We start from the raw sequence: 23,795 nt of genomic DNA, 5'->3' as shown, positions 1-23,795 counted from the left end.
CGGAACGTCGCGGAATCGGTCGGCTGTCAACGTGCCCGGGTTGACGCGACAACCGCTGCGGGCGGACACCCCCCGACACGTCCCCTTCGCGCCGTACGCGACTGCCGCGCCTTGTGTCACTCGGGGTCTTGGCACTGTCGCCCGCAGTGTCCTCCTGTGCGGCACGCGTGCGTGGTGCCTCAGACCAGGGAGCGGCCGTACGCGTGCAGGGTGCGCAGTGCCTCGATCGTGACGATGGGGCGTGCCTCCAGGGCGGTGCCCGGAGCCCACTGGCGCCAGCGGATCGGCCAGCCGCCGTCGTGCTGTTGCTCGTTCACGAGGAAGTCCAGGGAGCGGGACATCTCGTCGTCGGTGAACCACGCGCGCGCGAGCGAGTCCGGTGTCTTCGCGTAGTCGTGCGGGAAGTGGTGCTCGCCGGGGGCGTAACCCGGTGCGACCGGATACGCGTCGAGGTGGTCCGGGTCCAGGGCCGCGAGCCGGTGGTCGCGCACCAGGCGGCCGAGGCGGTCGGCGACCGCCTCCGCGCGCGGGCGGTCGGGAGCGGAGTCGAGGAAGGCCACGGCGGCCTGGACCTCGTACGGGTGGGACTGCTCCAGGGACTCGACCGTCTGCCAGCAGAAGTCCGTGGCCCGGAACAGCCAGGCGTGCCACACCTCGTTGCGGTGCAGGAGGCCCACCACCGGTCCGGTGGCGAGAAGCTCGCTCGGTGGGTCGTCCAGGATGGAGATGAAAGGGGCCGCCGGGTAGCCGCGCTGGCTGGGGTGGATCGCCGGCAGAGCGCCGTCCGGCGTGGTCACGGACGTCAGATACCGGCACACGCGCTCCACGCGCTGTCCGCCGCAGCGTTCGATGGCGTCCAGGACTCGCAGGGCGTGACCGGTGTGCAGGGGCTGGCTGACCGGGCCGCGCAGATCGGGTTCCAGCGCGTGGCCGTACCCGCCGTCCTCGTTGCGGTAGGCGTCCAGCGCCGTCTCCACCGGGTCGGCGCCTCCGTTCAGGAACTGGTACGCGAAGAGACGCTGTTCCAGCACCCGCGCGGTGAGCCAGACGAAGTGCTCGGCGCGTGCGAGGGGGGAGCGCGCCGGGGGCGTCGGGGGGAGTGGGGAAGCTCCTGTTTCGGCCATGTGTCAGACCGTAGGACGGAAAGCGGTCTCGGCAAGTGGTCCCGGGTCAGGCCCACTCTCAGGGGCGGGATACTGGAGTCATGCGGTTGACGGTCTTCTGGCAGCGGATGGCGGATCACTTCGGTCCGGACTACGCCGACACCTTCGCGCGCGATCATGTGATGGCGGAGCTCGGCGGGCGCACCGTGCACGAGGCGCTGGCCGCCGGCTGGGACGCCAAGGACGTGTGGCGTGTGGTGTGCACTGTCATGAATGTTCCGTGGGAAAGGCACTGATCGGTCACGAAGATCGCAGGACGGCGGCCGATTGTCAGCCATATGGGCGAGACTTACTCTGTGGCACCCACTGACGAGTCCGACCAGGTCGCCGAGCACGCATCCCCGCTCGGCACGACGCCGCCCAATCGGCCCCCGGCCGCCGGCGCCGCCGGGCCGGACGCCCGCATGCCGCGCTGGCTGCCGCGCGCCATGGTGCTCGCGCTCACCCTCATCGCCGTGTTCCAGCTCGGCAGTTGGGCCTTCCACCAGCTCACCGGCCTGTTGATCAACATCCTCATCGCGTTCTTCCTGGCCCTGGCCATCGAACCCGCGGTGAGCTGGATGGCCTCGCGCGGCATGCGCAGAGGGCTGGCCGCCGCCGTCGTCTTCCTCGGTGTCATGGTCGTCTCCGCGGGCTTTGTCACACTGCTCGGCTCCATGCTCGCGGGCCAGATCATCAAGATCGTCGAGGATTTCCCGGCCTATCTCGACTCCGTCATCAACTGGATCAACACGCACTTCAACACCGACCTGAAACGGGTGGACGTCCAGGAAGGCCTGCTTCGCTCCGACTGGCTGCGCAACTACGTCCAGAACAGTGCCACCGGCGTCCTGGACGTGTCCGCCCAGGTCCTCGGAGGGCTCTTCCAGCTGCTGACGGTCACGCTGTTCTCGTTCTACTTCGCCGCGGACGGCCCGCGACTGCGCCGCGCGCTCTGCTCCATCCTGCCGCCCGCCAAACAGACCGAGGTGCTGCGCGCGTGGGAGATCGCCGTCAACAAGACCGGCGGTTACATCTACTCGCGCGGCCTGATGGCGCTCATCTCCGGAGTCGCGCACTACATCCTGTTGCAGGTTCTGGAGGTGCCGTACGCGCCTGTGCTCGCCGTGTGGGTGGGACTGGTCTCGCAGTTCATCCCCACCATCGGCACCTACCTCGCGGGCGCCTTGCCCATGCTGATCGCCTTCACGGTCGACCCTTGGTACGCGCTGTGGGTGCTGATCTTCGTCGTGGTCTACCAGCAGTTCGAGAACTACGTGCTCCAGCCCAAGCTGACCGCGAAGACCGTGGACATCCACCCCGCGGTCGCCTTCGGCTCGGTCATCGCGGGCACCGCCCTCCTCGGTGCCGTCGGCGCACTGATCGCCATCCCGGCGGTCGCCACGCTGCAGGCCTTCCTGGGGGCGTACGTGAAGCGGTACGACGTCACGGACGACCCTCGCGTTCATGGACACCGTCGACGGGTGGCGGGGTCCGGACTGGTCACGCGCGCGCGTGCCTTGTGGGCGAGACGGCCGGGGGCAGAGGGCCCGCCGTCGACTCCTCCTGACGCGTAGCGATACTCGGAGTCGACTCCTTGTGCTCCCTTCCGTGGAGGGCCGGTCAGTACGTGAGACCGGCCCAGACCGCGGCGCCGACGACGGCAGCCACGTAGCAGCCGACCGCCACGGCCACGATCCGTTGCCGGGCCGTCCCGCTCCAGGATGTGCGCGACAGGAGCCAGGCCAGTGCGGGCAGGACCAGGACGGCGTGCAGGCTGACCCCGTGCAGCGGCTTGAGCGGGGCGGTCGAGTGGTACGCCGCGTCCTGGTGGCCGGTGCGGGCGAGCACGACACCGCGCGCGATCATCGCGGCGCCCGAGGCCAGGGCGACGAGCAGGATCGCGAACCCGGAGCGCACCGCGAGGGACATCCCCGCGGGTCCGGCGGGCCGGTGCCGGAACGAGGCGAGCGCGAACACCGTGAGCAGCACCACGAGGACACCGCCGCCCACCGCGAGCGTCATGGACACCGCCGTGTCGAACGGCGTCTCCATGTCGAGGTGCGAGGGCACCCTTCGCCACGCCTGGAGGGTGATGCCGCCGACCTCCACGACGCAGTCGGCGGCGAACGCGAGCAGCAGCGCAGTGCGCAGCCGCGGCCCGATGCGCAGATACGACGTGACCCAGGTGACCGCGATCAGCGTCGCCCCGAAGGACAGCCCGAACGTCACCGGCTTGCGCCAGGAGACGGGCCCGTCCCAGGGGCCGCCGTCGACCGCGAAGACCACCAGGTGCGCGAGGCCGGACAGGACCAGGAGGAGACCGGTGGCATGGCACAGGCGCTCGGCGCGGTGCGCCCCGGGCGCCCACCGTGCCGGAGTCGACGGCCTTGTCTGCCCTGTGGCCGCTCCCATCAGGTCCGCGCCCATCAGTCCCGCGCTCCCTTCCACAGCAGTGCGGCCGCGGCCGCGGCGACCACCAGACCGGCGAGGGCGACGAGTTCGGCGACGGTCGAGACGACGAGAGCGGTGTCCCCCGACGCGAGGTGGTCGCCCGTGTTCGGGGTCACGAGCGCGCCTACGCCGATGAGGAGGCCGACGGCGAGGGGGAGCCCGATAGTCCAGCGGTTCGTACGCCAGAGCAGCAGGACTGCCGCCCCGAGCGGGATGACGACGCCGGGCGGTACGGCCGGATAGTCCGCGCCGGCGGCTACCTGGCCGACGATGGACACGGCCAGCAGGAGCAGCGCGGCCAGTGTCGCGGTGACGGCAGGGAGACGTGCCGTGCCGCCGCCTTCTCGGGTGCTCTTCGTGTGCGCCATGCCCCAAGCCTCGCGAGAGCGCCTCACCCAGTCGTCGTCCGGCCGAAGACACCTGTCGTACACCGCGGGAAGTAGGACTGGGTCGGGGTCCGTGGCGTTGTCTGACCCGGAACGTAGTCTCGGAGGTGTCGCGTGGTGCGCTTGACACGAAAATCGAACATCCATTCTTATGAAGGCTCCGGCGAGGTTCTCGACGGGGATTTCGACACGGTTTTGATGGAGAAGTGCCCTAGTTATCCACAGGCTGGACAAGCGTCGGGGCGCATTGTCAGTGGCAGGCGTTAGCGTCTTTGACGTGAAGCGATCGACTCAAGCAAATCGGGTGGAACCCATGGCAGGAACCGACCGCGAGAAGGCACTGGACGCCGCGCTCGCACAGATTGAACGGCAATTCGGCAAGGGCGCGGTCATGCGCATGGGCGACCGCCCGAACGAGCCCATCGAGGTCATCCCCACCGGGTCGACCGCGCTCGACGTCGCCCTCGGCGTCGGCGGCCTGCCGCGCGGCCGCGTGGTGGAGGTGTACGGCCCGGAGTCCTCCGGCAAGACGACCCTGACCCTGCACGCGGTGGCGAACGCGCAGAAGGCCGGTGGCCAGGTCGCCTTCGTGGACGCGGAGCACGCCCTCGACCCCGACTACGCGCAGAAGCTCGGCGTCGACATCGACAACCTGATCCTCTCGCAGCCGGACAACGGTGAGCAGGCTCTGGAGATCGTGGACATGCTGGTCCGCTCCGGCGCCCTCGACCTCATCGTCATCGACTCCGTCGCCGCGCTCGTCCCGCGCGCGGAGATCGAGGGCGAGATGGGCGACAGCCACGTCGGCCTCCAGGCCCGGCTGATGAGTCAGGCCCTGCGGAAGATCACCAGCGCGCTCAACCAGTCCAAGACGACGGCGATCTTCATCAACCAGCTCCGCGAGAAGATCGGCGTGATGTTCGGCTCCCCGGAGACCACGACCGGTGGCCGGGCATTGAAGTTCTACGCCTCCGTGCGGCTCGACATCCGCCGCATCGAGACCCTGAAGGACGGCACCGACGCGGTCGGCAACCGCACCCGCGTCAAGGTCGTCAAGAACAAGGTCGCGCCGCCCTTCAAGCAGGCCGAGTTCGACATTCTCTACGGGCACGGCATCAGCCGCGAGGGCGGCCTGATCGACATGGGCGTGGAGAACGGCTTCGTCCGCAAGGCCGGCGCCTGGTACACGTACGAGGGCGACCAGCTCGGCCAGGGCAAGGAGAACGCGCGCAACTTCCTGAAGGACAACCCCGACCTGGCCAACGAGATCGAGAAGAAGATCAAGGAGAAGCTGGGCGTCGGGGTCCGGCCGGAGAAGCCGGCCGCCGAGCCGGGCGTGGACGCCGCGGTCTCCGCCGCCGCGGACGACGCCGTGAAGACGGTGCCCGTTCCGGCAGCGGCCAAGGCAGCCAAGACCAAGGCCGCGGCAGCCAAGAGCTGACCGTGACACGGCGAACGGACTGGGCCGAGTACGCCGCTCACCCGGACGCCCCGCGTGAGCGGGGCGGGGGAAGCGACAGGGGCTCCGCCGGCCTGAGCGGCGGCGACCCGGTGCAAGGCATGGATGGGAACTACGCCCGCGCGGCGTCGTACGACACGGAAGGGTCGTACGACGACGAGCCGGGCGGTGGACAGTGGCCGGACGGGACGGGCGGCGGCTCGGCGTTCGGCGCCGATTCGCCCGTCGGCGGCTCGCGCCCGAGGGGCGGGGCTCGTGGCGCGGGCGGCTCACGCGGGCGTCGTCGGCGCGGTCGCGCAGGGCCGTCCGGTGAGGACGGAGGCGACTTCTCTTCGTCGAGGGCCGAGCAGGAGGAGCCTCCGGGGGACCCGGTCGAGCGGGCACGGGCGATCTGCCTGCGCCTGCTCACCGGGACCCCGCGCACGCGGAAACAGCTCGCGGACGCCCTGCGCAAGCGGGAGATTCCCGATGACGCCGCCGAGGAGGTGCTGTCGCGGTTCGAGGAGGTCGGCCTGATCAACGACAGCGCGTTCGCGGACGCCTGGGTGGAGTCCCGGCACCACGGCCGAGGACTGGCCCGGCGCGCGCTCGCCCAGGAACTGCGGACCAAGGGCGTCGATTCCACACTGATCGACACTGCCGTCGCCCAGCTCGACTCCGAGCAGGAGGAGGCGACCGCGCGCGAACTCGTCGCCCGCAAGCTGCGCTCCACGCGAGGCCTCGACCGCGACAAACGGCTGCGCCGCCTCGCGGGCATGCTGGCCCGCAAGGGCTACCCCGAGGGCATGGCCCTGCGGGTGGTGCGGCAGGCGCTTGAGGCGGAGGGGGAGGACACGGAGTTCCTCGGAGACGAAGGGTTCTGAGGGGCGGCGGCGGTTCTGAGACCGCCCGCACCTCGCCCGGTCTTTCCGCCCGGTGCCTTCCGCCTTCTGAGCTTCCCGTCTTCTGTGCTTCCCGTCTTCTGTCTTGCCGCCTTCCCGCTAGGTAGGGCTGGTCCCCCGCTGAAGACGCCTGGACACCGCAGTGCACCACAGCCTGTGCACAGACGACTGTGCACCCATGTCACAGGAACCCGGTGCACAGGCCCCCGCGCAGGCGCCGCAGACCCCCGTCGAGCTATCCGACCTGGCCACGCTGAAGGCTCTCGCGCACCCCCGCTTCTCCGCGCGCGTCCGGGAGTTCGCACTGCTCCGCCTCGCGGGAGCAACCCGCCGCCAGGTGTTCCGCATGCTGCGTACCGAGACGCTGTCCGTGCTGCTCCTCGCCACGGTCCTCCGCCTCGGCAGCGGCATCGCCCTCGCCGTCCTCACGGGCTTCAGCATCGGCATGACGGGCGGCGCCGCACCGGCGGTCACACCCTTGGTGTACATCACCGTCGTCGCGGGCGCGGCCCTGCTCGCCCTCGTCGCCACCGCCGTACCCGGACGCGTCGCGCTCACGCCCCGCCCCGTGACGGCGGCCACCGCCAAGGAGTAGCCGGGCCGCACGAGCCAGAGATCCGGACCAGCGATCCGGGGCCCTCCGGACGACTACTGACGCCTGACCCAGGCCAGGCCAGGCCAGTCCCTGGCCCCCGCGCCCCAACGAAGCCGACGCCTACGACGTCACCGGAAGCCCCGCCGCCCGCCACGCCTGGAACCCACCGACCAGATCGGTGGCCCGGCGCAGCCCCAACCGGTGCAGGGAGGCAGCCGCCAGGCTGGAGGCGTACCCCTCGTTGCAGATGACCACGATTCGCAGGTCATGGCTCGTGGCCTCGGGGGCGCGGTGGCTGCCCCGAGGGTCGAGGCGCCACTCCAGTTCGTTGCGTTCGACGACGAGGGCGCCGGGAATCAGGCCGTCCCGCTCGCGCAGGGCCGCGTAGCGGATGTCGACCAGCAGCGCGTCTCCGGCCAGGGCGGCGTCGTACGCCTCTCGGGGCTCTATCCGCTCGTAGCCCTCGCGCACCCGCTCCAGCAACTCGTCGATGCCGACGGGCTGTTCGCCCAAGCCACTGCCAAGGCCCCCACCCAAGCCCCCACCCAAGCCGCTGCCAAAGCCACCGCTCAAGTCACCGCCACCGCCCGAACCGCTCTCCCGGCCCGTCACTGCCAGTCCTCCGGGCGCTCCACCTGCTCGAGGCGCAAGGTCTGTCCGCTGCGGCTGTAGCGGCGGATCTGGGGCAGGGGCGGGTAATAGGCGTGGACGGAGATCGCGTGCCGTTCGGCGGACTCGTTGAGTACCTCGTGGACGTGGTGCCGGCCGAAAGCGCGGCCCTGTCCGGCCGGCAGCCGGCGCTCGCGGTCCACGCCGTCGGTCAGCTCCAGGGTCTTCCAGCCGTCGGTGGGCAGCCGGGCCGCGAGGGAGTTCTCCTTGAGCTCACCCGCAGCGGTCAGGAAGGCGCCGACTGAGTCGGCGTGGTCGTGCCAGCCGGTACCACTGCGGGGCGGCCAGCCGATCAGCCAGGCCTCGCTGCCGCCGGGCCCCTCCAGACGCACCCAGGTGCGGCCTTCCGGGTCGAGGGGCAACGAGTCGATCAGCGCGGTGTCGGCGGCCGTACGCCGTGCGAAGGCGAGGAGGTCCGCCTGCGTAGGAGCCGAAACGGCAGGAGAACCAGCAGGAGAGACGGAAGGGGACACAGCGGGAGATGGGGATACAGACATGGGCACCGTCCTGAAGCGTGTTCGCAAGGGCGCGCGCTGGTATGGGAGTGGCGCGCGGGAGAAAGGAGGGAAGCGAATTCAGCAGGACAGGCGACACACGCAGCCCGCATAGCGGACGAGGTCCATATGGACCCTCCGCCACAGGTGCACACAGGTGTCGGTCACGATCCGGAGTACACCATGACGGTTGGAACCGGTCAACTCACCGTCACTATCTGGACGCTCAGTGACGGCGAGCACTCGTACATCAGCGCGAGCCGGCTCCCGCCTCTGCCCCCGCCTCCGCCTTGGCCGGTCCGCCGAGCGCCGCCTCGGCCGCCGCGTACAGGTCGGCCGGACGGACCCCGCTCAGCGCCGTGACCAGGTGACCGTCCGGCCGTACGAGAAGGACGGTGTGCGGGGCCGCGCCCGGGTACTCCTCGGCGACCAGCAGCTCGGCGGGACGCGGCAGCGCGGTCACCGCCGCCGCCAGCCGGGGCATGATCCCGGCGGTCACCCAGTGCTTGCGCTCCCACACGCCCGTGCCCGGCGCGATCAGCACGACGAGCAGCGCGCCGCGCCCGAGGCGGTCGCGCAGCCGTACGAAGGAGCCGTCCTCGGCGGTGACCCGCACATCGGTGACCGGCGCCCCGGGGAATGTGGTCACAAGGGTTTCCCCTTCGAGGTGTCGGGGCGCGAGCGGCGAGTCGGTGTACGCCCCCGGCGCACCCAGCGCTCCGCGCCCCAGGTGACCGTCTGTGAGCAGCGCGTCGTGGCCGCGAGCCGAGCCGGGGACGTACGCGCGCAGGCCCCCGCCGCCGCGCAGCAGCGGCAGCACCTGGTCGGCGGCGCGCAGTCGGGCGGCGACGACCGCGCGCCGCTCTGTCTGGTAGCTGTCGAGCAGCGCCTCGTGCGGCCCGTGGTGCCAGGCCAGCGCCAGCTTCCAGGCGAGGTTGTCGGCGTCCCGCAGCCCTTCGTCGAGCCCTTGTGTGCCGAGCGCGCCGAGCAGGTGCGCCGAGTCCCCGGCGAGAAAGACCCGGCCGACGCGCCACCGGCGGGCCACCCGGTGGTGGACCGTGTGGACTCCGGTGTCCAGGAGTTCGTACGGCGGTGTCGGCCCGTCCGCCCAGCCCGCGAGGGTCTCGCGGACGCGGGCCACCAGCAGTTCGGGCGTGACCAGGTCCTTGCCCGGCGGCAGCAGCCAGTCCAGCCGCCACACCCCGTCCGGCAGGGGGCGCCCGGTGATCTCGCCGGCCGAGGGTCCGGACGTCCGCCATGGCGGCATCCGATGGAGCAACGCCTGGTCGGGCCAGGGAAGTTCCGCGCGCAGGGCCGCCACGGCGTGTCGTTCCACCGCCGTACGGCCGGGGAAGCGGATGTCCTGGAGCTTGCGGACGGTCGAGCGCGGTCCGTCGCAGCCGACCAGGTAACTGCCACGCCACCAGGTGCCCTTGGGGCCACGGGTGTGGACCGTGACGCCCGAGACCTCCTGTTCGACGCCGTCGAGGCGGCTGTCCACCGCGATCCTGACCAGCCGCTCGCCGACGAGGGCGGCGCGCAGGGCGCCGGTCAGTACGTGCTGGGCGATGTGCAGCGGCGCCGGGCCGGCGTCGGTGTCCGTGCCGAGCTCAATGTCGGCGCCTGTGTCGGTCTCGCCGAACGTGACCTCGCGCATCACCTGCTTGCGCCGCATCGACCGCCATCCGGCCCAGTGGGCGCCGGCCCGCGCCAGCGATGTTCCGGTCAGTCGTTCCACGAGGGCGGCGGTGTCCTCGCGCAGGACGACGGTGCGCGCGAGACGCGGTTCGTCCTTGCCCGGCCCCTCGTCGAGGACGACGGACGGTACGTCCTGACGGGCCAGAGCCAGGGCGAGCGTGAGCCCGACGGGCCCCGCTCCGGCAATGATCACCGGGTCCACTGCGCGGCGCCTCCTGCCCGCGGCGGCGTCCGGAAGGACCTGGGTGAACAGGAAGTTGGAGCAGGGTGCACGATCACAGAACGTATGCAACCTATTGCCGGTGCTTGCGTCAAGTGACGGAGGGCAGCGGCGATCATGCCACTGCCCTCCGTGTCGATCAGATCACCTGACTATTGATCAGAAGCCCCCGCCGCCACCGGTGTTCTCACCGGTCCCGAGGGTTCCGCGCACCGCCGCGGGGTTGACCTCCACCGTGTCCTCGGCGAGGACCGCCCCCGTGCTCCGCTTGCTGCGCCGCAGCCTGGCCTCCAGCCAGCTCGCGAAGCTGGTGAGGATGAAGTTCAGCACGATGTACATGACCGCCACCACGATGAAGCTGGGGATGACGTTGGCGTAGACGGCCGCCAGCGTCTGGCGCGAGTTGAGCAACTCGGTGAAGCCCAGCATCACACCGCCCAGGGCGGTGTCCTTCACGATGACGACGAGTTGGCTGACGATGGCCGGCAGCATGGCGGTGACGGCCTGCGGCAGCAGGACGCTGGTCATCGTCTGGCTCTTGCGCAGACCGACCGCCTTGGCGGCCTCTGTCTGTCCCCTGGGCAGGGAGAGGATGCCCGCCCGCACGATCTCGGCGAGGACGGACGCGTTGTAGAGGACCAGGCCGGTGACGACCGCATACAGGGGCCGCTGTTCGCTGCTGATGTCCGTGTAGCGGACATAGAGCTCGTTGGCGAACAGCATCAGCAGCAGGACGGGGATCGCCCGGAAGAACTCGACCACCGTGCCGGCCGTGCCCCGCACCCACCGGTGGTCCGAGAGGCGCGCGATGCCGAAGACCGCGCCCAGCGGCAGGGCGATCACCATGGCGAGCGCCGCGGCCTTCAGGGTGTCGGCGAGGCCCGGCAGCAGATACGTCGTCCAGGCCTCCGACTGGGTGAACGGCTCCCACAGGGCCCACTCCAGCTGGCCCTTGTCGTCCATCGTCCGCCAGATCCACCACAGGAGCAGGGCGAGCAGGACGAAGAAGAGCACGGAGAAGAGCACATTGCGCCGTTTGGCGCGAGGGCCCGGCGCGTCGTAGAGAACGGAGGTCATCGCTTCACCGCCAGTCGCTTGCTCAGCCAGCCGAGGATAAGGCCGGTGGGCAGGGTCAGTACCACGAACCCGAGGGCGAACACCGCGCCGATGGCCAGCGTCTGTGCCTCGTTCTCGATCATTTCCTTCATCAGAAGAGCGGCTTCCGCCACGCCGATCGCGGCCGCCACGGTCGTGTTCTTGGTCAGCGCGATCAGCACGTTGGCCAGCGGACCGATGACCGAGCGGAAGGCCTGCGGCAGGATGATGTGCCCCAGGATCTGGCTGAAGCTCAGCCCGATGGCGCGTGCGGCCTCGGCCTGCCCGACGGGCACGGTGTTGATGCCGGAGCGGATCGCCTCGCAGACGAACGCGGCGGTGTAGGCGACGAAGCCGAGAATGGCCAGCCGGAAGCTCTGGGCGTCGAAGTCGTCGGCGGCGCCCATCGTCACGCCGAAGACGTCGGAGAGGCCGAGCGAGGCGAAGACGATGATGACGGTCAGGGGGATGTTCCGGACGATGTTCACATAGGCGGTGCCGAACCCGCGCATGAGCGGGACCGGGCTGACTCGCATCGCGGCCAGCAGAGTGCCCCAGACCAGGGAGCCGAGGGCGGAGATGGCGGTGAGTTTCACCGTCATCCAGAACGCCGCTAGGACGTCGTAACCTTCAAGAAAGTCGAACACGATCTCCCGCGCTTCCGGGTGTGTGGCGTACGTGGACGGCGCGGCGCGCCGCCGCCGTGATCGCGTGGACGGCGGCGCGCCGGTGGAATCCCTGAGGCGCTACTTGACGACGTTGCCGATCTTCGGCGCGGGCTCGTTCTTGTAGTCGGCAGGACCGAAGTTGTCCTTGACCGCCTTCTCCCAGGCGCCGTCGCTGACCATCTTCTCCAGGGCGGCGTTGATCTTGTTCACGGTGGCGGTGTCGCCCTTCTTGACACCGATGCCGTAGTTCTCGTTGCTCAGCTTGAGGCCGGCGAGCTTGAACTGGCCCTTGTACTGCTCCTGCGCGGCGAAGCCCGCGAGGATCGAGTCGTCGGTGGTCACCGCGTTCACGGCGCCGCTCTGCAGGCCGGCGATGCACTCCGAGTAGCCGCCGTACTGCCTCAGCTGCGCCTTCGGCGCGAAGTCGTTCTTGACGTTCTGCGCCGAAGTGGAGCCGACCACCGAGCACAGCTTCTCGCCGTTGAGGTCCGTGGCCTTGGTGATGTCGGAGTCCGACTTGACCAGCAGGTCCTGGTGGGCCAGCAGGTAGGGGCCGGCGAAGTCGACCTTCTGCTTGCGCTCGTCGGTGATCGAGTAGGTGGCCGCGATGAACTTGACGTCGCCGCGGGCGAGCGCGTTCTCGCGGTCGGCGCTCTTGGTCTCGACGAACTCGATCTGGTCGGGCTCGTAGCCGAGCTCCTTGGCCACGTACGTGGCCACGTCCACGTCGAAGCCGGTGAAGGACCCGTCGGGCTCCTTCAGGCCGAGACCGGGCTGGTCGTACTTGATGCCGACCTTGATCTTGCTGCCGCCACCGGAGCCCGAGCCGCTGTTGCTGTCGCCGTCGTCGCCGCCACAGGCCGTGGCGGTGAGGGCGAGGACGAGTGCGGTGGCCGCCGCGGCGGAGACCTTTCGGAGCTTCATGGTGAACATCCTTTGCGTGATGAGGAGAATGCCGTCGTTGCGGGTGACGCGGGGCCGTCTGGGATTCGCACGTGCCCGTGGGGGCGGATTCGTCAGTGGTGAAGGATCTTCGACAGGAAGTCCTTGGCACGGTCGCTGCGCGGGTTGCTGAAGAACTGGTCCGGCACAGCCTCTTCGACGATCCGACCGTCCGCCATGAACACCACCCGGTTGGCGGCCGAACGGGCGAAGCCCATCTCATGGGTGACGACGATCATGGTCATGCCGTCGCGGGCGAGCTGCTGCATGACCTCCAGCACCTCGTTGATCATCTCCGGGTCGAGCGCCGACGTGGGCTCGTCGAACAGCATGACCTTGGGGTCCATGGCCAGTGCCCGCGCGATGGCGACGCGCTGCTGCTGACCGCCGGACAGTTGGGCGGGGTACTTGTCCGCCTGGTTGGCGACACCGACCCGGTCCAGCAGCGCCCTGGCCTTCTCCTCGGCCTTCTTCTTGTCGACCTTGCGGGCCTTGATCTGGCCCAGCGTGACGTTCTCGAGCACGGTCTTGTGTGCGAACAGGTTGAACGACTGGAAGACCATCCCGACGTCGGCGCGGAGCCGGGCCAGCTCCTTGCCCTCCTGGGGCAGCGGCTTGCCGTCGATGGCGATCGCGCCGGTGTCGATCGTCTCCAGGCGGTTGATGGCGCGGCACAGCGTGGACTTCCCGGACCCGGAGGGCCCGATGACCACGACGACCTCGCCGCGGGCGATCGTCAGATTGATGTCCTGGAGCACGTGCAACGCGCCGAAGTGCTTGTTGACGCCCTTCAGGACGACCAGGTCTCCGGTCGCGGCCACATCTTCCTTGGCCACCGATACTTCGGTCATCGCTCTCTGGCTCCGTCCTGCTCGGTTTCGGTGGACCTTAGTAACCCACGCGACCAGCGTCATTACATCTGAGGGGAATCTGAGGATCACGATCCGATAGCAATCGGACACGTGTCGTAGCACTTGTCACCAGCGCGCGTATCGGCCGGATAACGGAAGTGCCGCGCAACCGGAAGCCCCTTGACGCCGTCCTCATCCATCAGCGTGACTGCACACGGTGCCCGACGACGTGCACGCGCGCGCGTGCACGCGTTTTGTACACATTCAGCACATATTCAGATCGTACGTCCGATGAACCGAAGGGGGCCTGAATGAGACTCCTCCTCGTCGAGGACGACAACCATGTGGCAGCCGCCCTGTCCGCGGTCCTCGCGCGACACGGTTTCGACGTCACACACGCCCGCAGCGGTGAGGAGGCCCTCCAGGCCCTCGTTCCGGAAGGTGCCGGCTTCGGGGTCGTCCTCCTCGACCTGGGCCTGCCCGACCAGGACGGGTACGAGGTCTGCGGCAAGATCCGCAAGCGCACCAGCACCCCGGTGATCATGGTCACCGCGCGCTCCGACGTCCGTTCCCGCATCCACGGCCTCAACCTCGGCGCCGACGACTATGTGGTGAAGCCGTACGACACGGGGGAACTGCTCGCCCGTATCCACGCCGTCAGCCGGCGCACCACCCACGAGGACGCCCCGGGCGGCCAGACCGCGCTGCGTCTCGGCCCGGTGCACATCGAACTGCCCACCCGTCAGGTCAGCGTGGACGGTTCGGTCATCCAGCTGACCCGCAAGGAGTTCGACCTCCTCGCCCTGCTCGCCCAGCGCCCCGGTGTGGTCTTCCGCCGGGAACAGATCATCAGCGAGGTGTGGCGCACCAGTTGGGAGGGGACCGGACGCACCCTGGAGGTGCACGTCGCGTCCCTGCGCGCCAAGCTGCGCATGCCGGCGCTGATCGAGACCGTACGAGGCGTGGGCTACCGGCTCGTCGCCCCGGGCTCGTAGCGGGGCCGGGTGCGCACACGTCTTCTCCCGCTGCTCATCGTCCTGATGGCGGCCGTGCTGCTCGCGCTCGGCATTCCGCTCGCCGTGAGCGTGGCCGCGGCCCAGCAGCAGAACGTGGTCGTCGACCGGATCGACGACACCGCACGCTTCGCGGCCCTCGCCCAGTTCGTCACCGACGCACGCGGCGAGTCGGACGGGCGCAAGGAGACGCTGAACAGCGAACTCGCCAGCTACTACGGCGTCTACGGCATCCGGGCGGGCGTCTTCTACCGCACCGACACCCCCATGGCCAAGGCCCCGAAAGGCTTCTTCCTCCCCAAGACGGGCGAAGTGCGCGAGGCTTTCGACGAGGCGCTGCTCAGCCGGCGCAGTCACGACCCCAAGCAGGTGTGGCCCTGGCAGCGCAACCGCCTGATCGTCGCCTCGCCGGTCATCCGGGACGGTGACGTGATCGCGGTCGTCGTCACCGACTCGCCCACCGGGCAGTTGCGTTCGCGGACCCTGCACGGCTGGCTGATCATCGGGGCGGGCGAGATCGCCGCGATGCTGCTGGCCGTCGGCGCCGCGCTGCGTCTGACGGGGTGGGTGCTCAGGCCGGTCCGCGTCCTCGACGCCACCACCCACGCGATCGCGAGCGGTGCCCTGAAGTCCCGGGTCGCGGCCGCCGGCGGCCCGCCGGAACTTCGCAGGCTCGCCCGGTCGTTCAACGAGATGGCGGACAACGTCGAGGACGTCCTGGAACAGCAGCGCGCCTTCGTCGCCGACGCCTCGCACCAGCTGCGCAACCCGCTCTCGGCGCTGCTGCTGCGCATCGAACTGCTCGCCTTCGAACTCCCGGAGGGCAATGAGGAGATCGCCTCGGTCCAGGCCGAGGGCAAGCGTCTGGCCGAGGTCCTGGACGACCTGCTCGACCTGGCCCTGGCCGAGCACACCGAGGCGGACCTGAGGGTCACCGACATCGGCGCGCTGACCGCCGAGCGTGTCGCGGCCTGGACACCGACGGCCGAGGCCAGAGGCGTACGCCTGGTGGGGGACTGCCCGCCCACCACCGCCTGGGCCGACCCGGTCACCCTCTCCAGCGCCCTGGACGCGGTGATCGACAACGCGGTCAAGTTCACCCCCAAGAACGAGACCGTCGAGGTCACGGTCGGCTCCGACGGCGACACCTCCACCGTCATGGTCTCCGACCACGGCCCCGGCCTGGCCGACGAGGAACTCGCCCGCATCGGCGACCGCTTCTGGCGCAGCGGCCGCCACCAGAACGTCAAGGGCTCCGGCCTCGGCCTGTCCATCTCCCGCGCCCTGCTCGCGGCGGGCGGCGGCGCGATCTCGTACGACCACCACGAGCCGCACGGCCTGACGGTGACGGTGACCGTGCCGCGGTCGGGGCCGGTGGCGTGAGGCGGGGTACGTCGACGGGGTCGGGTCCAGTACGTCGTGCGCGTGGGCCCGCTGCGGCTTGCGTGAGGTCTGACGCGGCACGCGCGCGTGCCGCCCCGTACGACATTCGCGCGAGGCCTGGCAGGACGCCTCCCAAGACGTCCGTACGGCATCCGCGTGAGGCTTCCTACGGCTTGACCGAGCGGTAGTAGCGCCGGGCGCCCTCGTGCAGCGCCAGCGGGTCGGTGTAGATCGCCGTGCGGACGTCGACCAGCTGCGCGGAGTGGACATGGGCGCCGATGCCGTCCCGGCTCTTGAGAACGGTCCGGGTCACCCACTCGGTGAGCCTGGGATCCATGTCCTTGCGCGTCATCAGCAGGTTGGACACCGCGAGCGTCGCCACGGTGGAGCCATGCTGGATCGAGGGGTAGGCCGACTCCGGCATGTTGGTGGCGCGGTAGTAGTGGGTGGCGCCGCCCTGGTCGTGCAGCTTGGTGATGAGATCGGTCCCGATCGGCACGAACCGGAAGCCGGATTTCTCGGCGAGCTTCTTCAGCCCGTCCGTCGGCAGCCCGCCTGACCAGAAGAACGCGTCGATCTGGTGCCCCAGCCGATTAGGCCCGGTGTCGATGCCGTCCGAGGAGGGCGTGATGTCCTTCTCCGGGTCGATGCCCGCCGCTTTGAGCACCCGGTCGGCGATCAGCCGCACGCCCGACTGGGGCAGCCCTATGGCCACCCGCTTGCCCCGCAGATCGGCGACGGAGCGGATGTCCGAGTCCGTCGGCACGGCGAGCTGCACGTAGTCGTCGTACAGGCGAGCGACACCACGCAACTGGTCGGCCTCGGCCGGATGGAGAAGTTCGTACGTCTCCACGGCGTCGGCCGCCACGATGGCGAAGTCGGCCTCCCCGTCCGCCACGCGCTTGACGTTCTCCTGCGATCCGGCGCTGGTCAGCAGCTCCACCTTCAGGTTGGGCATGTCCTTGGCGAGCTCGGTGCGCAGGCGCACCCCGTACTGCTGATACACCCCGGCCCGTGTCCCCGTGCTGAACCTGATCGTCCCGCTCGGCGGCTCCTCGCCCAGGGGAAGCAGCCACCACAGCAGCAGCCCGAAGGCGACGAACCCGGCGGCCGAGCCTTGCAGGGCACGGCGCCTGCCGATACGGGGGAACATGTTGGACATGGGCGCGATCCTGCCAGCCGGTACGCGGTGCTGACCAGGGGAGGCGATGCCGGCGCCCGGCCGGACGGCCTGTCAGTGGCGCTCGCTAGGGTCGGCGTATGAGCTCATCGCCCGTCGACCTGGTCCGTGCCTTCCACCTCGCCGTCGGGCTCGACGCGCGCAGTACGCCCACCGAGGTCCCGCCCGACCTGGCCGCCCACCGCGGTGAGCTGCTCGCCGAGGAGGCCGCGGAGGTCGCCGAGGTCTCCGTCACCGGCCCTCTCGACAAGCTCGCGCACGAACTGGCCGACGTCGTGTACGTCGCCTACGGCACCGCCCTGGTCCACGGCATCGACCTCGACGCGGTGATCGCCGAGATCCACCGCTCCAACATGACCAAGCTGGGCCCCGACGGCCGTGTCGCCCGCCGCGCCGACGGCAAGGTCCTCAAGGGCGAGCACTACGAGGCGCCTGACGTGTCGACGGTGCTGCGCCGCCAGGGGTGGGTGCCCGGCGGCGCGTGAGGGGGCCACCAGGGTGGCGATGACGGGGCTCAGTCGCGGGCCCACCGGGGTGGCGATGACGGGGGCTCAGTCGCTGCCCACCGACGCCCCGGCCTCGGCCGCCTGCGTCCGCTCCCCACGAACCTCCGGACGGTCGCCGAAGCGCCGGGCCCACCGGGACGCCAACGGCTCCGTGAAGCGGGCGGTGAGCGGACCGAGGATGACCAGGATCAGGACGTACGCCGTGGCCAGCGGGCCCAGGGACGGGTCGATGCCCGCGCTCACCGCCAGCCCGGCGATGACGATGGAGAACTCGCCGCGGGCCACCAACGTGCCGCCGGCGCGCCAGCGGCCCTTGACGGAGATCCCGGCTCGCCGGGCCGCCCAGTACCCGGTGGCGATCTTCGTCGCAGCGGTGACGACCGCCAGGGCGAGGGCCGGCAGCAGCACCGGAGGGATGCTGGCGGGGTCGGTGTGCAGGCCGAAGAAGACGAAGAAGACGGCGGCGAACAGGTCCCGCAGCGGGCTCAGCAGGGTGTGCGCGCCCTCCGCGACCTCACCGGACAGGGCGATGCCGACCAGGAACGCGCCCACGGCGGCCGACACCTGGAGCTGCTGCGCGACGCCCGCGATCAGGATCGTCAGCCCCAGCACCACAAGGAGCAGCTTCTCCGGGTCGTCGCTGGAGACGAAGCGGGAGATCAGGCGGCCGTAGCGCACCGCCACGAACAGGACGAGCCCCGCCGCGCCCAGCGCGATCGCCAGTGTCACGCTCCCGGCCAGCAGCCCTGCGCCGGCCACCAGCGCGGTGACGATGGGCAGGTACACCGCCATCGCCAGGTCCTCCAGGACGAGGACGCTGAGGATCACCGGCGTCTCCCGGTTGCCGACCCGGCCCAGGTCGCCCAGCACCTTCGCGATGACGCCGGACGAGGAGATCCAGGTGACACCGGCCAGCACCACCGCGGCCACCGGGCCCCAGCCGAGCAGCAGCGCCGTCGCCGCGCCCGGCAGCGCGTTGAGGGCGCAGTCGACCAGGCCCGCCGGGTAGTGGGACTTGAGGTTGGTGACCAGGTCACCGGCCGTGTACTCCAGGCCGAGCATCAACAGCAGCAGGATGACGCCGATCTCGGCGCCCGTCGCGATGAACTCCTCGCTCGCCCCGAGCGGTAGCAGCCCGCCCTCGCCGAAGGCGAGCCCCGCCAGGAGGTACAGCGGGATGGGCGAGAGCCGGAAACGGCCGGCGAACCGGCCGAGCAGGCCGAGGCCGAGGATGATGGAACCGAACTCGATCAACAGGACCGCGGAGTGCACCAGTTCACTCCCGACCGAGTATCGCCGCGGCGGCGTCGACGCCCTCACGGGTGCCGACGACGATGAGGATGTCACCGCCCATGAGCCGGAAGTCCGGCGCCGGCGACGGGATCGCCTCGGCCCGCCGCAGCACCGCCACCACGGACGCGCCCGTCTCGGTGCGCATCCGGGTCTCGCCCAGCACCCGCCCGTTCCACCGGGAGGCCGCGGCGACCTCGATGCGCTCCGCCACCAGCCCCAGGTCCGAGGTGTACAGCAGGCTCGCACTGTGGTGGGACGGCTTCAGCGCGTCGATCAGCGCGCCCGCCTCGGAGCCGGTCATCCGCAGGGACTGGGCACAGGAGTCGGGGTCGTCGGTCCGGTACACGTTCACCGTGCGGGCACCGTCGCGGTGTGCCACCACGGACAGATGGCGTTGTTCCCGGGTGACGAGGTCGTACTGGACCCCGATCCCCGGCAGTGGCGTCGCCCTCAGACGTGGAGCAGACACGTTTCGTCCCCTTGCTTGTCGGTTTGCTGTCGGTTTGCGCTTGCCTGTCGGTGTGCTTGGCGGGCTCGTGGGTGCCTCAGCGATCACGGTTGCCCGGTCTGCATGCTGTCACCCACCCGTAGGTTGGCGACATGGGTGTTGTCACGGATATGCGCGGCCGGTACCGGGCCGAAAGGCTGGCCGCAGTGGTGCGGTGGGCCAAGGGAGTGCGAGACGGAAAGGGCGGAAACAGGAACGTGTCGCTGTTCTGGCGGATCTTCTCGCTCAACGCCGTCGGCCTGATCGCCGCCGCCGCGCTGCTGTTAGGGCCGGTCACCGTGTCGACCCCCGTCCTGCCGGGCGAGGCGCTGGCCGTCGTCGGCGGCCTCGTGGCTCTGCTGGCCGGCAACGCGCTCGTGCTGCGCGTCGGCCTCGCCCCTCTCCAGCGGCTGGGCCGCGCCATGGCCACCGCCGACCTGCTGCGCCCCGGCGCCCGCGCTCCCGTCGCCGGTCCCGCGGAGGCGGCCGAGCTGATCACGACGTACAACACGATGCTCGACCGGCTGGAAGCCGAGCGGGCCGCCGGCGCGGCCCGCGCGCTGTCCGCCCAGGAGCGCGAACGCCACCGCGTCGCGCGCGAACTCCATGACGAGGTCGGGCAGACGCTGACCGCCGTCCTCCTCCAGCTCAAGCGGGTCGCCGACCGGGTACCCGAGGAACTGCGCGACGAGGTCGGCCAGGCGCAGGAGGCCACCCGCGCGGGCCTCGACGAGATCCGCCGCATCGCCCGTCGGCTGCGCCCCGGCGTCCTGGAGGAACTCGGCCTGGCCAGCGCCCTGCGCTCCCTGGCGGCCGAGTTCACCACCCACGGGCTGACGGTCCGCCACCACATACCCGGTGACCTGCCCGGCCTGAGCGCGGAGTCCGAACTCGTGCTCTACCGGGTGGCCCAGGAGGGCCTCACCAACACCGCGCGGCACGCCGCCGCCGACCGCGCGGAAGTCCGGCTCCGGCCGGTCACGGACGGCGTCGAACTCCTCGTACGCGACAACGGCAAGGGGCTCGCCGGAGCGCCGGAGGGCTCCGGCATCAGCGGCATGCGCGAACGCGCGCTCCTGATAGGCGCCGCGCTCGCCCTCGAGCCGGCCCCCGGCCGGAGCGGCACGGACGTACGCCTGCGCATCCCCGCAGCGACCGGAGCGAGCCGCCGATGACGCCCCCCATACGCGTCCTGCTCGCCGACGACCACACCCTCGTACGCCGAGGCGTGCGCCTCATCCTCGAGGGGGAGCCGGACCTCACCGTCGTGGCCGAGGCCGGTGACGGGGCGGAGGCGGTCGACCTGGCACGCGCGCGTGACGTCGATCTGGCGGTCCTGGACATCGCCATGCCCCGCATGACCGGTCTTCAGGCGGCCCGCGAACTCTCCCGCCGCCTGCCCGGCCTGCGCCTCCTCATCCTCACGATGTACGACAACGAGCAGTACTTCTTCGAGGCCCTCAAGGCCGGGGCCAGCGGCTACGTCCTCAAGTCCGTGGCCGACCGCGATCTCGTCGAGGCCTGCCGGGCGGCCGTGCGGGACGAGCCGTTCATCTATCCGGGCGCCGAGCGGGCGCTCGTCCGCTCCTACCTGGAACGTCTGCACCGGGGCGATGGTCTGCCCGAGCGGGCCATCACCGAGCGCGAGGAGGAGATCCTCAAGCTCGTCGCCGAGGGCCACACCTCCAAGGAGATCGGCGAGCTGCTCTTCATCAGCACGAAGACGGTCGAACGCCACCGCGCCAACCTCCTCCAGAAACTCGGTATGCGCGACCGCCTGGAACTCACCCGCTACGCGATCCGAGCCGGGCTCATCGACCCGTGAGCGCGTTGCCGACCGGCACTCCTTGATCGCACGGCTACGACAGGCAGACGTCCGCGTCGCGGCGGCCGGCCCGGTCGACTGCCCGCCCGATGTGGTGGGCCAGGCCTGCCGGGTCCTGCGCGTGCGCGAGGTGGCCCTGCCCGGGCATGGTGACGACGACGGCACGGGGCAGGGCCGACGCGATCTCGGCGAACACGTCGCCATAGGGCGGGACGCCTTCGTTCTCGCCTCCGAGCAGCAGGGTGACGGGCAGATCAAGGCTGCCGAACGCCCGCAGGTCGGCGGGGTGTTCGTCGAGGGCCGTCAGCTCCCGGGCCAGCGGGGCGGCCAGTGGCCTGAGGACCTCCCAGGCGGCGCTCTGGCGCAGTCGCGCCACGTACTGCTCGGAGAACCCGGACACGTCCCGGTTCACGATCTCCACGGCGCGGTCCAGGTCGTCGGCCTCGGCGGCCTCCCGCAGGGCGTCCAGCGCCCCGCGACCGAAGGGCCGTACGACCGGTTCGTAGAGGGTGAGCGAGTGGACGGTCCCGGTGCGCCGCGCCGCCGCCTCCAGCGCGACGAGCCCGCCGAAGCTCCAGCCGAACAGATCCACCCCCCGCTCAGCGCCCTCGGCGACGACGACCTCCTCGAGAACGCGGTCCAGGTCGTCGATCTCGGTGCGCATCGAGTAGTCCCGGCCGAGCGCGCCGCTGGGCTCGCGCCCGCGCCGGTTCAGCACGTAGACCGGTCCGGCCACATCCAGCGCGTCCACGACCGGCTGCCAGGCGGCGGCGTCGGCCATGACTCCCGGCACGATCAGCAACGGCCTGCCCGAACCGGCACGCCGGGTGAGAGCGAGCGGGACACCCTCGCGTTCCACGCGCTTCAGCACGGTAGTGCACCTCCAAAACGAGCCTCGCGCCCTGCGAACCGGCGTACATGGTATGTACAACGACGCGGCCCGGAAGGGGGGAACCGGCGTGTTCCGGCCGCGGCCGGGTCGGGGCCGTCGGCAGGGCGACTCCGGTGAGCACCTACCCTTGAGGAATGACCAGCAGCAGCGACCGGAGCCCGGCAGCGGACGTGAAGACATACGAGGTTCGCACCTACGGGTGCCAGATGAACGTCCACGATTCCGAGCGATTGTCCGGGCTGCTCGAAGACGCCGGGTACGTGCGCGCCCCCGAGGGATCGGACGGTGACGCGGACGTCGTCGTCTTCAACACCTGCGCGGTCCGCGAGAACGCCGACAACCGGCTGTACGGCAACCTCGGCCGGCTCGCGCCGATGAAGACGAAGCGGCCCGGCATGCAGATCGCGGTCGGCGGCTGTCTCGCGCAGAAGGACCGCGACACCATCGTGAAGAAGGCGCCCTGGGTGGACGTCGTCTTCGGCACGCACAACATCGGCAAGCTGCCGGTCCTGCTGGAACGCGCGCGCGTGCAGGAGGAGGCGCAGGTCGAGATCGCCGAGTCGCTGGAGGCGTTCCCGTCGACGCTGCCCACCCGCCGCGAGAGCGCGTACGCCGCCTGGGTCTCCGTCTCCGTGGGCTGCAACAACACCTGCACCTTCTGCATCGTCCCGGCCCTGCGCGGCAAGGAGAAGGACCGCCGGCCGGGCGACATCCTCGCCGAGGTCGAGGCCCTGGTCGCCGAGGGTGTCTCCGAGATCACGCTGCTCGGCCAGAACGTCAACGCGTACGGTTCCGACATCGGCGACCGCGAGGCCTTCAGCAAGCTGCTGCGGGCCTGCGGGAGCATCGAGGGCCTGGAGCGCGTCCGCTTCACCTCCCCGCACCCGCGCGACTTCACCGACGACGTCATCGCGGCCATGGCCGAGACACCGAATGTGATGCCGCAGTTGCACATGCCGTTGCAGTCCGGCTCGGACACGGTCCTGAAGGCGATGCGCCGCTCCTACCGCCAGGACCGCTACCTAGGGATCATCGAGAAGGTCCGCTCCGCCATCCCGCACGCGGCGATCACCACCGACATCATCGTGGGCTTCCCCGGCGAGACCGAGGAGGACTTCGAGCAGACCCTGCACGTGGTGCGCGAGGCGCGGTTCGCGCAGGCGTTCACCTTCCAGTACTCCAAGCGGCCCGGCACCCCGGCGGCCACCATGGACGACCAGATCCCAAAGAAGGTCGTCCAGGCGCGGTACGAGCGTCTCGTCGCCCTCCAGGAGGAGATCTCCTGGGAGGAGAACAAGAAGCAGGTCGGCCGCACCCTCGACCTCATGGTCGCCGAGGGCGAGGGCCGCAAGGACGGCGCCACCCACCGCCTCTCCGGCCGCGCCCCCGACAACCGCCTGGTCCACTTCACGAAGCCCGAGCAGGAGGTGCGCCCCGGCGACGTGGTGACCGTCGAGGTCACCTACGCCGCCCCGCACCACCTCCTCGCCGAAGGCGCCGTCCTCGACGTGCGCCGCACGCGCGCGGGGGACGCCTGGGAGAAGCGCAACGCGGCGCAGGCGGCGAAGCCGGTCGGCGTGATGCTCGGCCTGCCGAAGATCGGCGCGCCCGAACCTGTGCCGGTCGCCACGGGCAGCGGCTGCGGCTGCGACTGACCCGCAC

Annotated in this window: 25 protein-coding genes and 1 pseudogene; 11 read left to right on the top strand and 15 right to left on the bottom strand. The window is 70.5% G+C overall.

The features are described from left to right. Nucleotides 1-179: 179 nt before the first annotated feature. Nucleotides 180-1,124, bottom strand: coding sequence for a hypothetical protein (locus AB0I77_RS43695; RefSeq protein WP_363288437.1), 945 nt, complete (start codon nucleotides 1,122-1,124; stop codon nucleotides 180-182). Between the two features lie 80 nt (nucleotides 1,125-1,204). Here AB0I77_RS43695 and AB0I77_RS43690 point away from each other — a divergent pair, with 80 nt between their 5' ends. Together AB0I77_RS43690 and AB0I77_RS43685 are read left to right on the top strand one after the other, a co-directional pair. Further along, entirely contained in the window at nucleotides 1,205-1,399 is a 195-nt protein-coding gene (locus AB0I77_RS43690) for a DUF3046 domain-containing protein (protein ID WP_363288436.1), read from the top strand. Between the two features lie 60 nt (nucleotides 1,400-1,459). Next, the gene (locus AB0I77_RS43685) at nucleotides 1,460-2,719 is read left to right on the top strand and encodes an AI-2E family transporter (RefSeq protein WP_363288435.1); all 1,260 of its coding nucleotides are present in this window, start codon (nucleotides 1,460-1,462) and stop codon (nucleotides 2,717-2,719) included. Nucleotides 2,720-2,765: 46 nt separating this feature from the next. On the opposite strand, the gene AB0I77_RS43680 is transcribed toward AB0I77_RS43685, so the two are convergent. Continuing rightward, entirely contained in the window at nucleotides 2,766-3,572 is an 807-nt protein-coding gene (locus tag AB0I77_RS43680) for a hypothetical protein (protein ID WP_363288434.1), read from the bottom strand. Further along, nucleotides 3,572-3,964 carry a hypothetical protein gene (locus tag AB0I77_RS43675; RefSeq protein WP_363288433.1) on the bottom strand — a complete coding sequence of 131 codons (393 nt, stop codon included), beginning with the start codon at nucleotides 3,962-3,964 and terminating at the stop codon, nucleotides 3,572-3,574. Before AB0I77_RS43675 ends, AB0I77_RS43680 begins: the two co-directional genes overlap by 1 nt. 331 nt (nucleotides 3,965-4,295) lie before the next feature. Between AB0I77_RS43675 and recA the strand changes: the two genes are divergently transcribed. From recA to AB0I77_RS43660, 3 genes and pseudogenes are all read left to right on the top strand, one after another. Then, entirely contained in the window at nucleotides 4,296-5,423 is a 1,128-nt protein-coding gene (gene recA, locus AB0I77_RS43670) for a recombinase RecA (protein ID WP_363288432.1), read from the top strand. A 2-nt stretch (nucleotides 5,424-5,425) separates the two neighbouring features. Beyond that, a complete protein-coding gene (gene recX / locus AB0I77_RS43665; protein ID WP_363288431.1) occupies nucleotides 5,426-6,304 on the top strand; it encodes a recombination regulator RecX in 879 nt (292 codons plus the stop codon). A 298-nt stretch (nucleotides 6,305-6,602) separates the two neighbouring features. Further along, nucleotides 6,603-6,917, top strand: a pseudogene (locus AB0I77_RS43660) (FtsX-like permease family protein); the annotation flags it as partial. Between the two features lie 120 nt (nucleotides 6,918-7,037). Here the strand turns inward: AB0I77_RS43660 and AB0I77_RS43655 are convergent. The 8 genes from AB0I77_RS43655 to AB0I77_RS43620 all read right to left on the bottom strand — a co-directional run bounded on the left by AB0I77_RS43655 (nucleotide 7,038) and on the right by AB0I77_RS43620 (nucleotide 13,554). Next, nucleotides 7,038-7,430 (bottom strand): rhodanese-like domain-containing protein, encoded by a 393-nt coding sequence (locus AB0I77_RS43655; protein WP_363288430.1) that lies wholly within the window; start codon nucleotides 7,428-7,430, stop codon nucleotides 7,038-7,040. A 95-nt stretch (nucleotides 7,431-7,525) separates the two neighbouring features. Beyond that, nucleotides 7,526-8,083, bottom strand: a complete 558-nt coding sequence (locus tag AB0I77_RS43650) for a cysteine dioxygenase (RefSeq protein WP_363288429.1) — start codon at nucleotides 8,081-8,083, stop codon at nucleotides 7,526-7,528. 78 nt (nucleotides 8,084-8,161) lie between these two features. Further along, a complete protein-coding gene (locus tag AB0I77_RS43645) occupies nucleotides 8,162-8,233 on the bottom strand; it encodes a putative leader peptide (RefSeq protein ID WP_363288443.1) in 72 nt (23 codons plus the stop codon). A 97-nt stretch (nucleotides 8,234-8,330) separates the two neighbouring features. Then, complete coding sequence (locus AB0I77_RS43640; RefSeq protein ID WP_363288428.1) at nucleotides 8,331-9,980, bottom strand: FAD-dependent monooxygenase; 1,650 nt, start codon at nucleotides 9,978-9,980, stop codon at nucleotides 8,331-8,333. A gap of 177 nt (nucleotides 9,981-10,157) precedes the next feature. Next, complete coding sequence (locus AB0I77_RS43635) at nucleotides 10,158-11,075, bottom strand: amino acid ABC transporter permease (RefSeq protein ID WP_363288427.1); 918 nt, start codon at nucleotides 11,073-11,075, stop codon at nucleotides 10,158-10,160. Beyond that, nucleotides 11,072-11,740, bottom strand: a complete 669-nt coding sequence (locus tag AB0I77_RS43630; protein ID WP_363288426.1) for an amino acid ABC transporter permease — start codon at nucleotides 11,738-11,740, stop codon at nucleotides 11,072-11,074. Before AB0I77_RS43630 ends, AB0I77_RS43635 begins: the two co-directional genes overlap by 4 nt. A gap of 99 nt (nucleotides 11,741-11,839) precedes the next feature. Further along, nucleotides 11,840-12,685, bottom strand: coding sequence for a glutamate ABC transporter substrate-binding protein (locus tag AB0I77_RS43625; RefSeq protein ID WP_363288425.1), 846 nt, complete (start codon nucleotides 12,683-12,685; stop codon nucleotides 11,840-11,842). 92 nt (nucleotides 12,686-12,777) lie between these two features. Next, entirely contained in the window at nucleotides 12,778-13,554 is a 777-nt protein-coding gene (locus AB0I77_RS43620; protein WP_363288424.1) for an amino acid ABC transporter ATP-binding protein, read from the bottom strand. Between the two features lie 311 nt (nucleotides 13,555-13,865). Between AB0I77_RS43620 and AB0I77_RS43615 the strand changes: the two genes are divergently transcribed. Then, complete coding sequence (locus AB0I77_RS43615; protein ID WP_363288423.1) at nucleotides 13,866-14,549, top strand: response regulator transcription factor; 684 nt, start codon at nucleotides 13,866-13,868, stop codon at nucleotides 14,547-14,549. 9 nt (nucleotides 14,550-14,558) lie between these two features. Next, the gene (locus AB0I77_RS43610) at nucleotides 14,559-15,950 is read left to right on the top strand and encodes a HAMP domain-containing sensor histidine kinase (RefSeq protein ID WP_363288422.1); all 1,392 of its coding nucleotides are present in this window, start codon (nucleotides 14,559-14,561) and stop codon (nucleotides 15,948-15,950) included. Nucleotides 15,951-16,116: 166 nt separating this feature from the next. Here AB0I77_RS43610 and AB0I77_RS43605 read toward each other — a convergent pair whose 3' ends face one another. Next, the gene (locus AB0I77_RS43605; RefSeq protein WP_363288421.1) at nucleotides 16,117-17,112 is read right to left on the bottom strand and encodes a TAXI family TRAP transporter solute-binding subunit; all 996 of its coding nucleotides are present in this window, start codon (nucleotides 17,110-17,112) and stop codon (nucleotides 16,117-16,119) included. Between the two features lie 98 nt (nucleotides 17,113-17,210). Between AB0I77_RS43605 and AB0I77_RS43600 the strand changes: the two genes are divergently transcribed. Next, nucleotides 17,211-17,615, top strand: a complete 405-nt coding sequence (locus AB0I77_RS43600) for a MazG nucleotide pyrophosphohydrolase domain-containing protein (RefSeq protein ID WP_363288420.1) — start codon at nucleotides 17,211-17,213, stop codon at nucleotides 17,613-17,615. A gap of 66 nt (nucleotides 17,616-17,681) precedes the next feature. Here AB0I77_RS43600 and AB0I77_RS43595 read toward each other — a convergent pair whose 3' ends face one another. Together AB0I77_RS43595 and AB0I77_RS43590 are read right to left on the bottom strand one after the other, a co-directional pair. Next, nucleotides 17,682-18,908: a cation:proton antiporter gene (locus tag AB0I77_RS43595; protein ID WP_363288419.1), complete on the bottom strand. Its 1,227-nt coding sequence runs from the start codon at nucleotides 18,906-18,908 to the stop codon at nucleotides 17,682-17,684. Between the two features lie 4 nt (nucleotides 18,909-18,912). Beyond that, nucleotides 18,913-19,398, bottom strand: a complete 486-nt coding sequence (locus AB0I77_RS43590) for a TrkA C-terminal domain-containing protein (RefSeq protein ID WP_363288418.1) — start codon at nucleotides 19,396-19,398, stop codon at nucleotides 18,913-18,915. Between the two features lie 131 nt (nucleotides 19,399-19,529). Between AB0I77_RS43590 and AB0I77_RS43585 the strand changes: the two genes are divergently transcribed. Both AB0I77_RS43585 and AB0I77_RS43580 read left to right on the top strand, forming a co-directional pair. Further along, on the top strand, nucleotides 19,530-20,591 hold the full coding sequence (locus tag AB0I77_RS43585; RefSeq protein WP_363288417.1) for a sensor histidine kinase: 1,062 nt from the start codon (nucleotides 19,530-19,532) through the stop codon (nucleotides 20,589-20,591). Next, nucleotides 20,588-21,241 (top strand): response regulator transcription factor, encoded by a 654-nt coding sequence (locus tag AB0I77_RS43580; RefSeq protein WP_363288416.1) that lies wholly within the window; start codon nucleotides 20,588-20,590, stop codon nucleotides 21,239-21,241. The genes AB0I77_RS43585 and AB0I77_RS43580 overlap by 4 nt, the downstream gene beginning before the upstream one ends. A 34-nt stretch (nucleotides 21,242-21,275) precedes the next feature. Here the strand turns inward: AB0I77_RS43580 and AB0I77_RS43575 are convergent, their stop codons facing one another. Further along, a complete protein-coding gene (locus AB0I77_RS43575; protein WP_363288415.1) occupies nucleotides 21,276-22,112 on the bottom strand; it encodes an alpha/beta hydrolase in 837 nt (278 codons plus the stop codon). 155 nt (nucleotides 22,113-22,267) lie between these two features. Here AB0I77_RS43575 and miaB point away from each other — a divergent pair, with 155 nt between their 5' ends. Further along, nucleotides 22,268-23,788, top strand: coding sequence for a tRNA (N6-isopentenyl adenosine(37)-C2)-methylthiotransferase MiaB (gene miaB / locus AB0I77_RS43570; RefSeq protein WP_363288414.1), 1,521 nt, complete (start codon nucleotides 22,268-22,270; stop codon nucleotides 23,786-23,788). Nucleotides 23,789-23,795: the final 7 nt, after the last annotated feature.

The organism is Streptomyces sp. NPDC050619 (assembly GCF_040654815.1).
GTDB lineage: Bacteria > Actinomycetota > Actinomycetes > Streptomycetales > Streptomycetaceae > Streptomyces.
The sequence above is the reverse complement of the archived record's forward strand: the minus strand, read 5'-3'. Positions and strand labels throughout refer to the sequence as shown.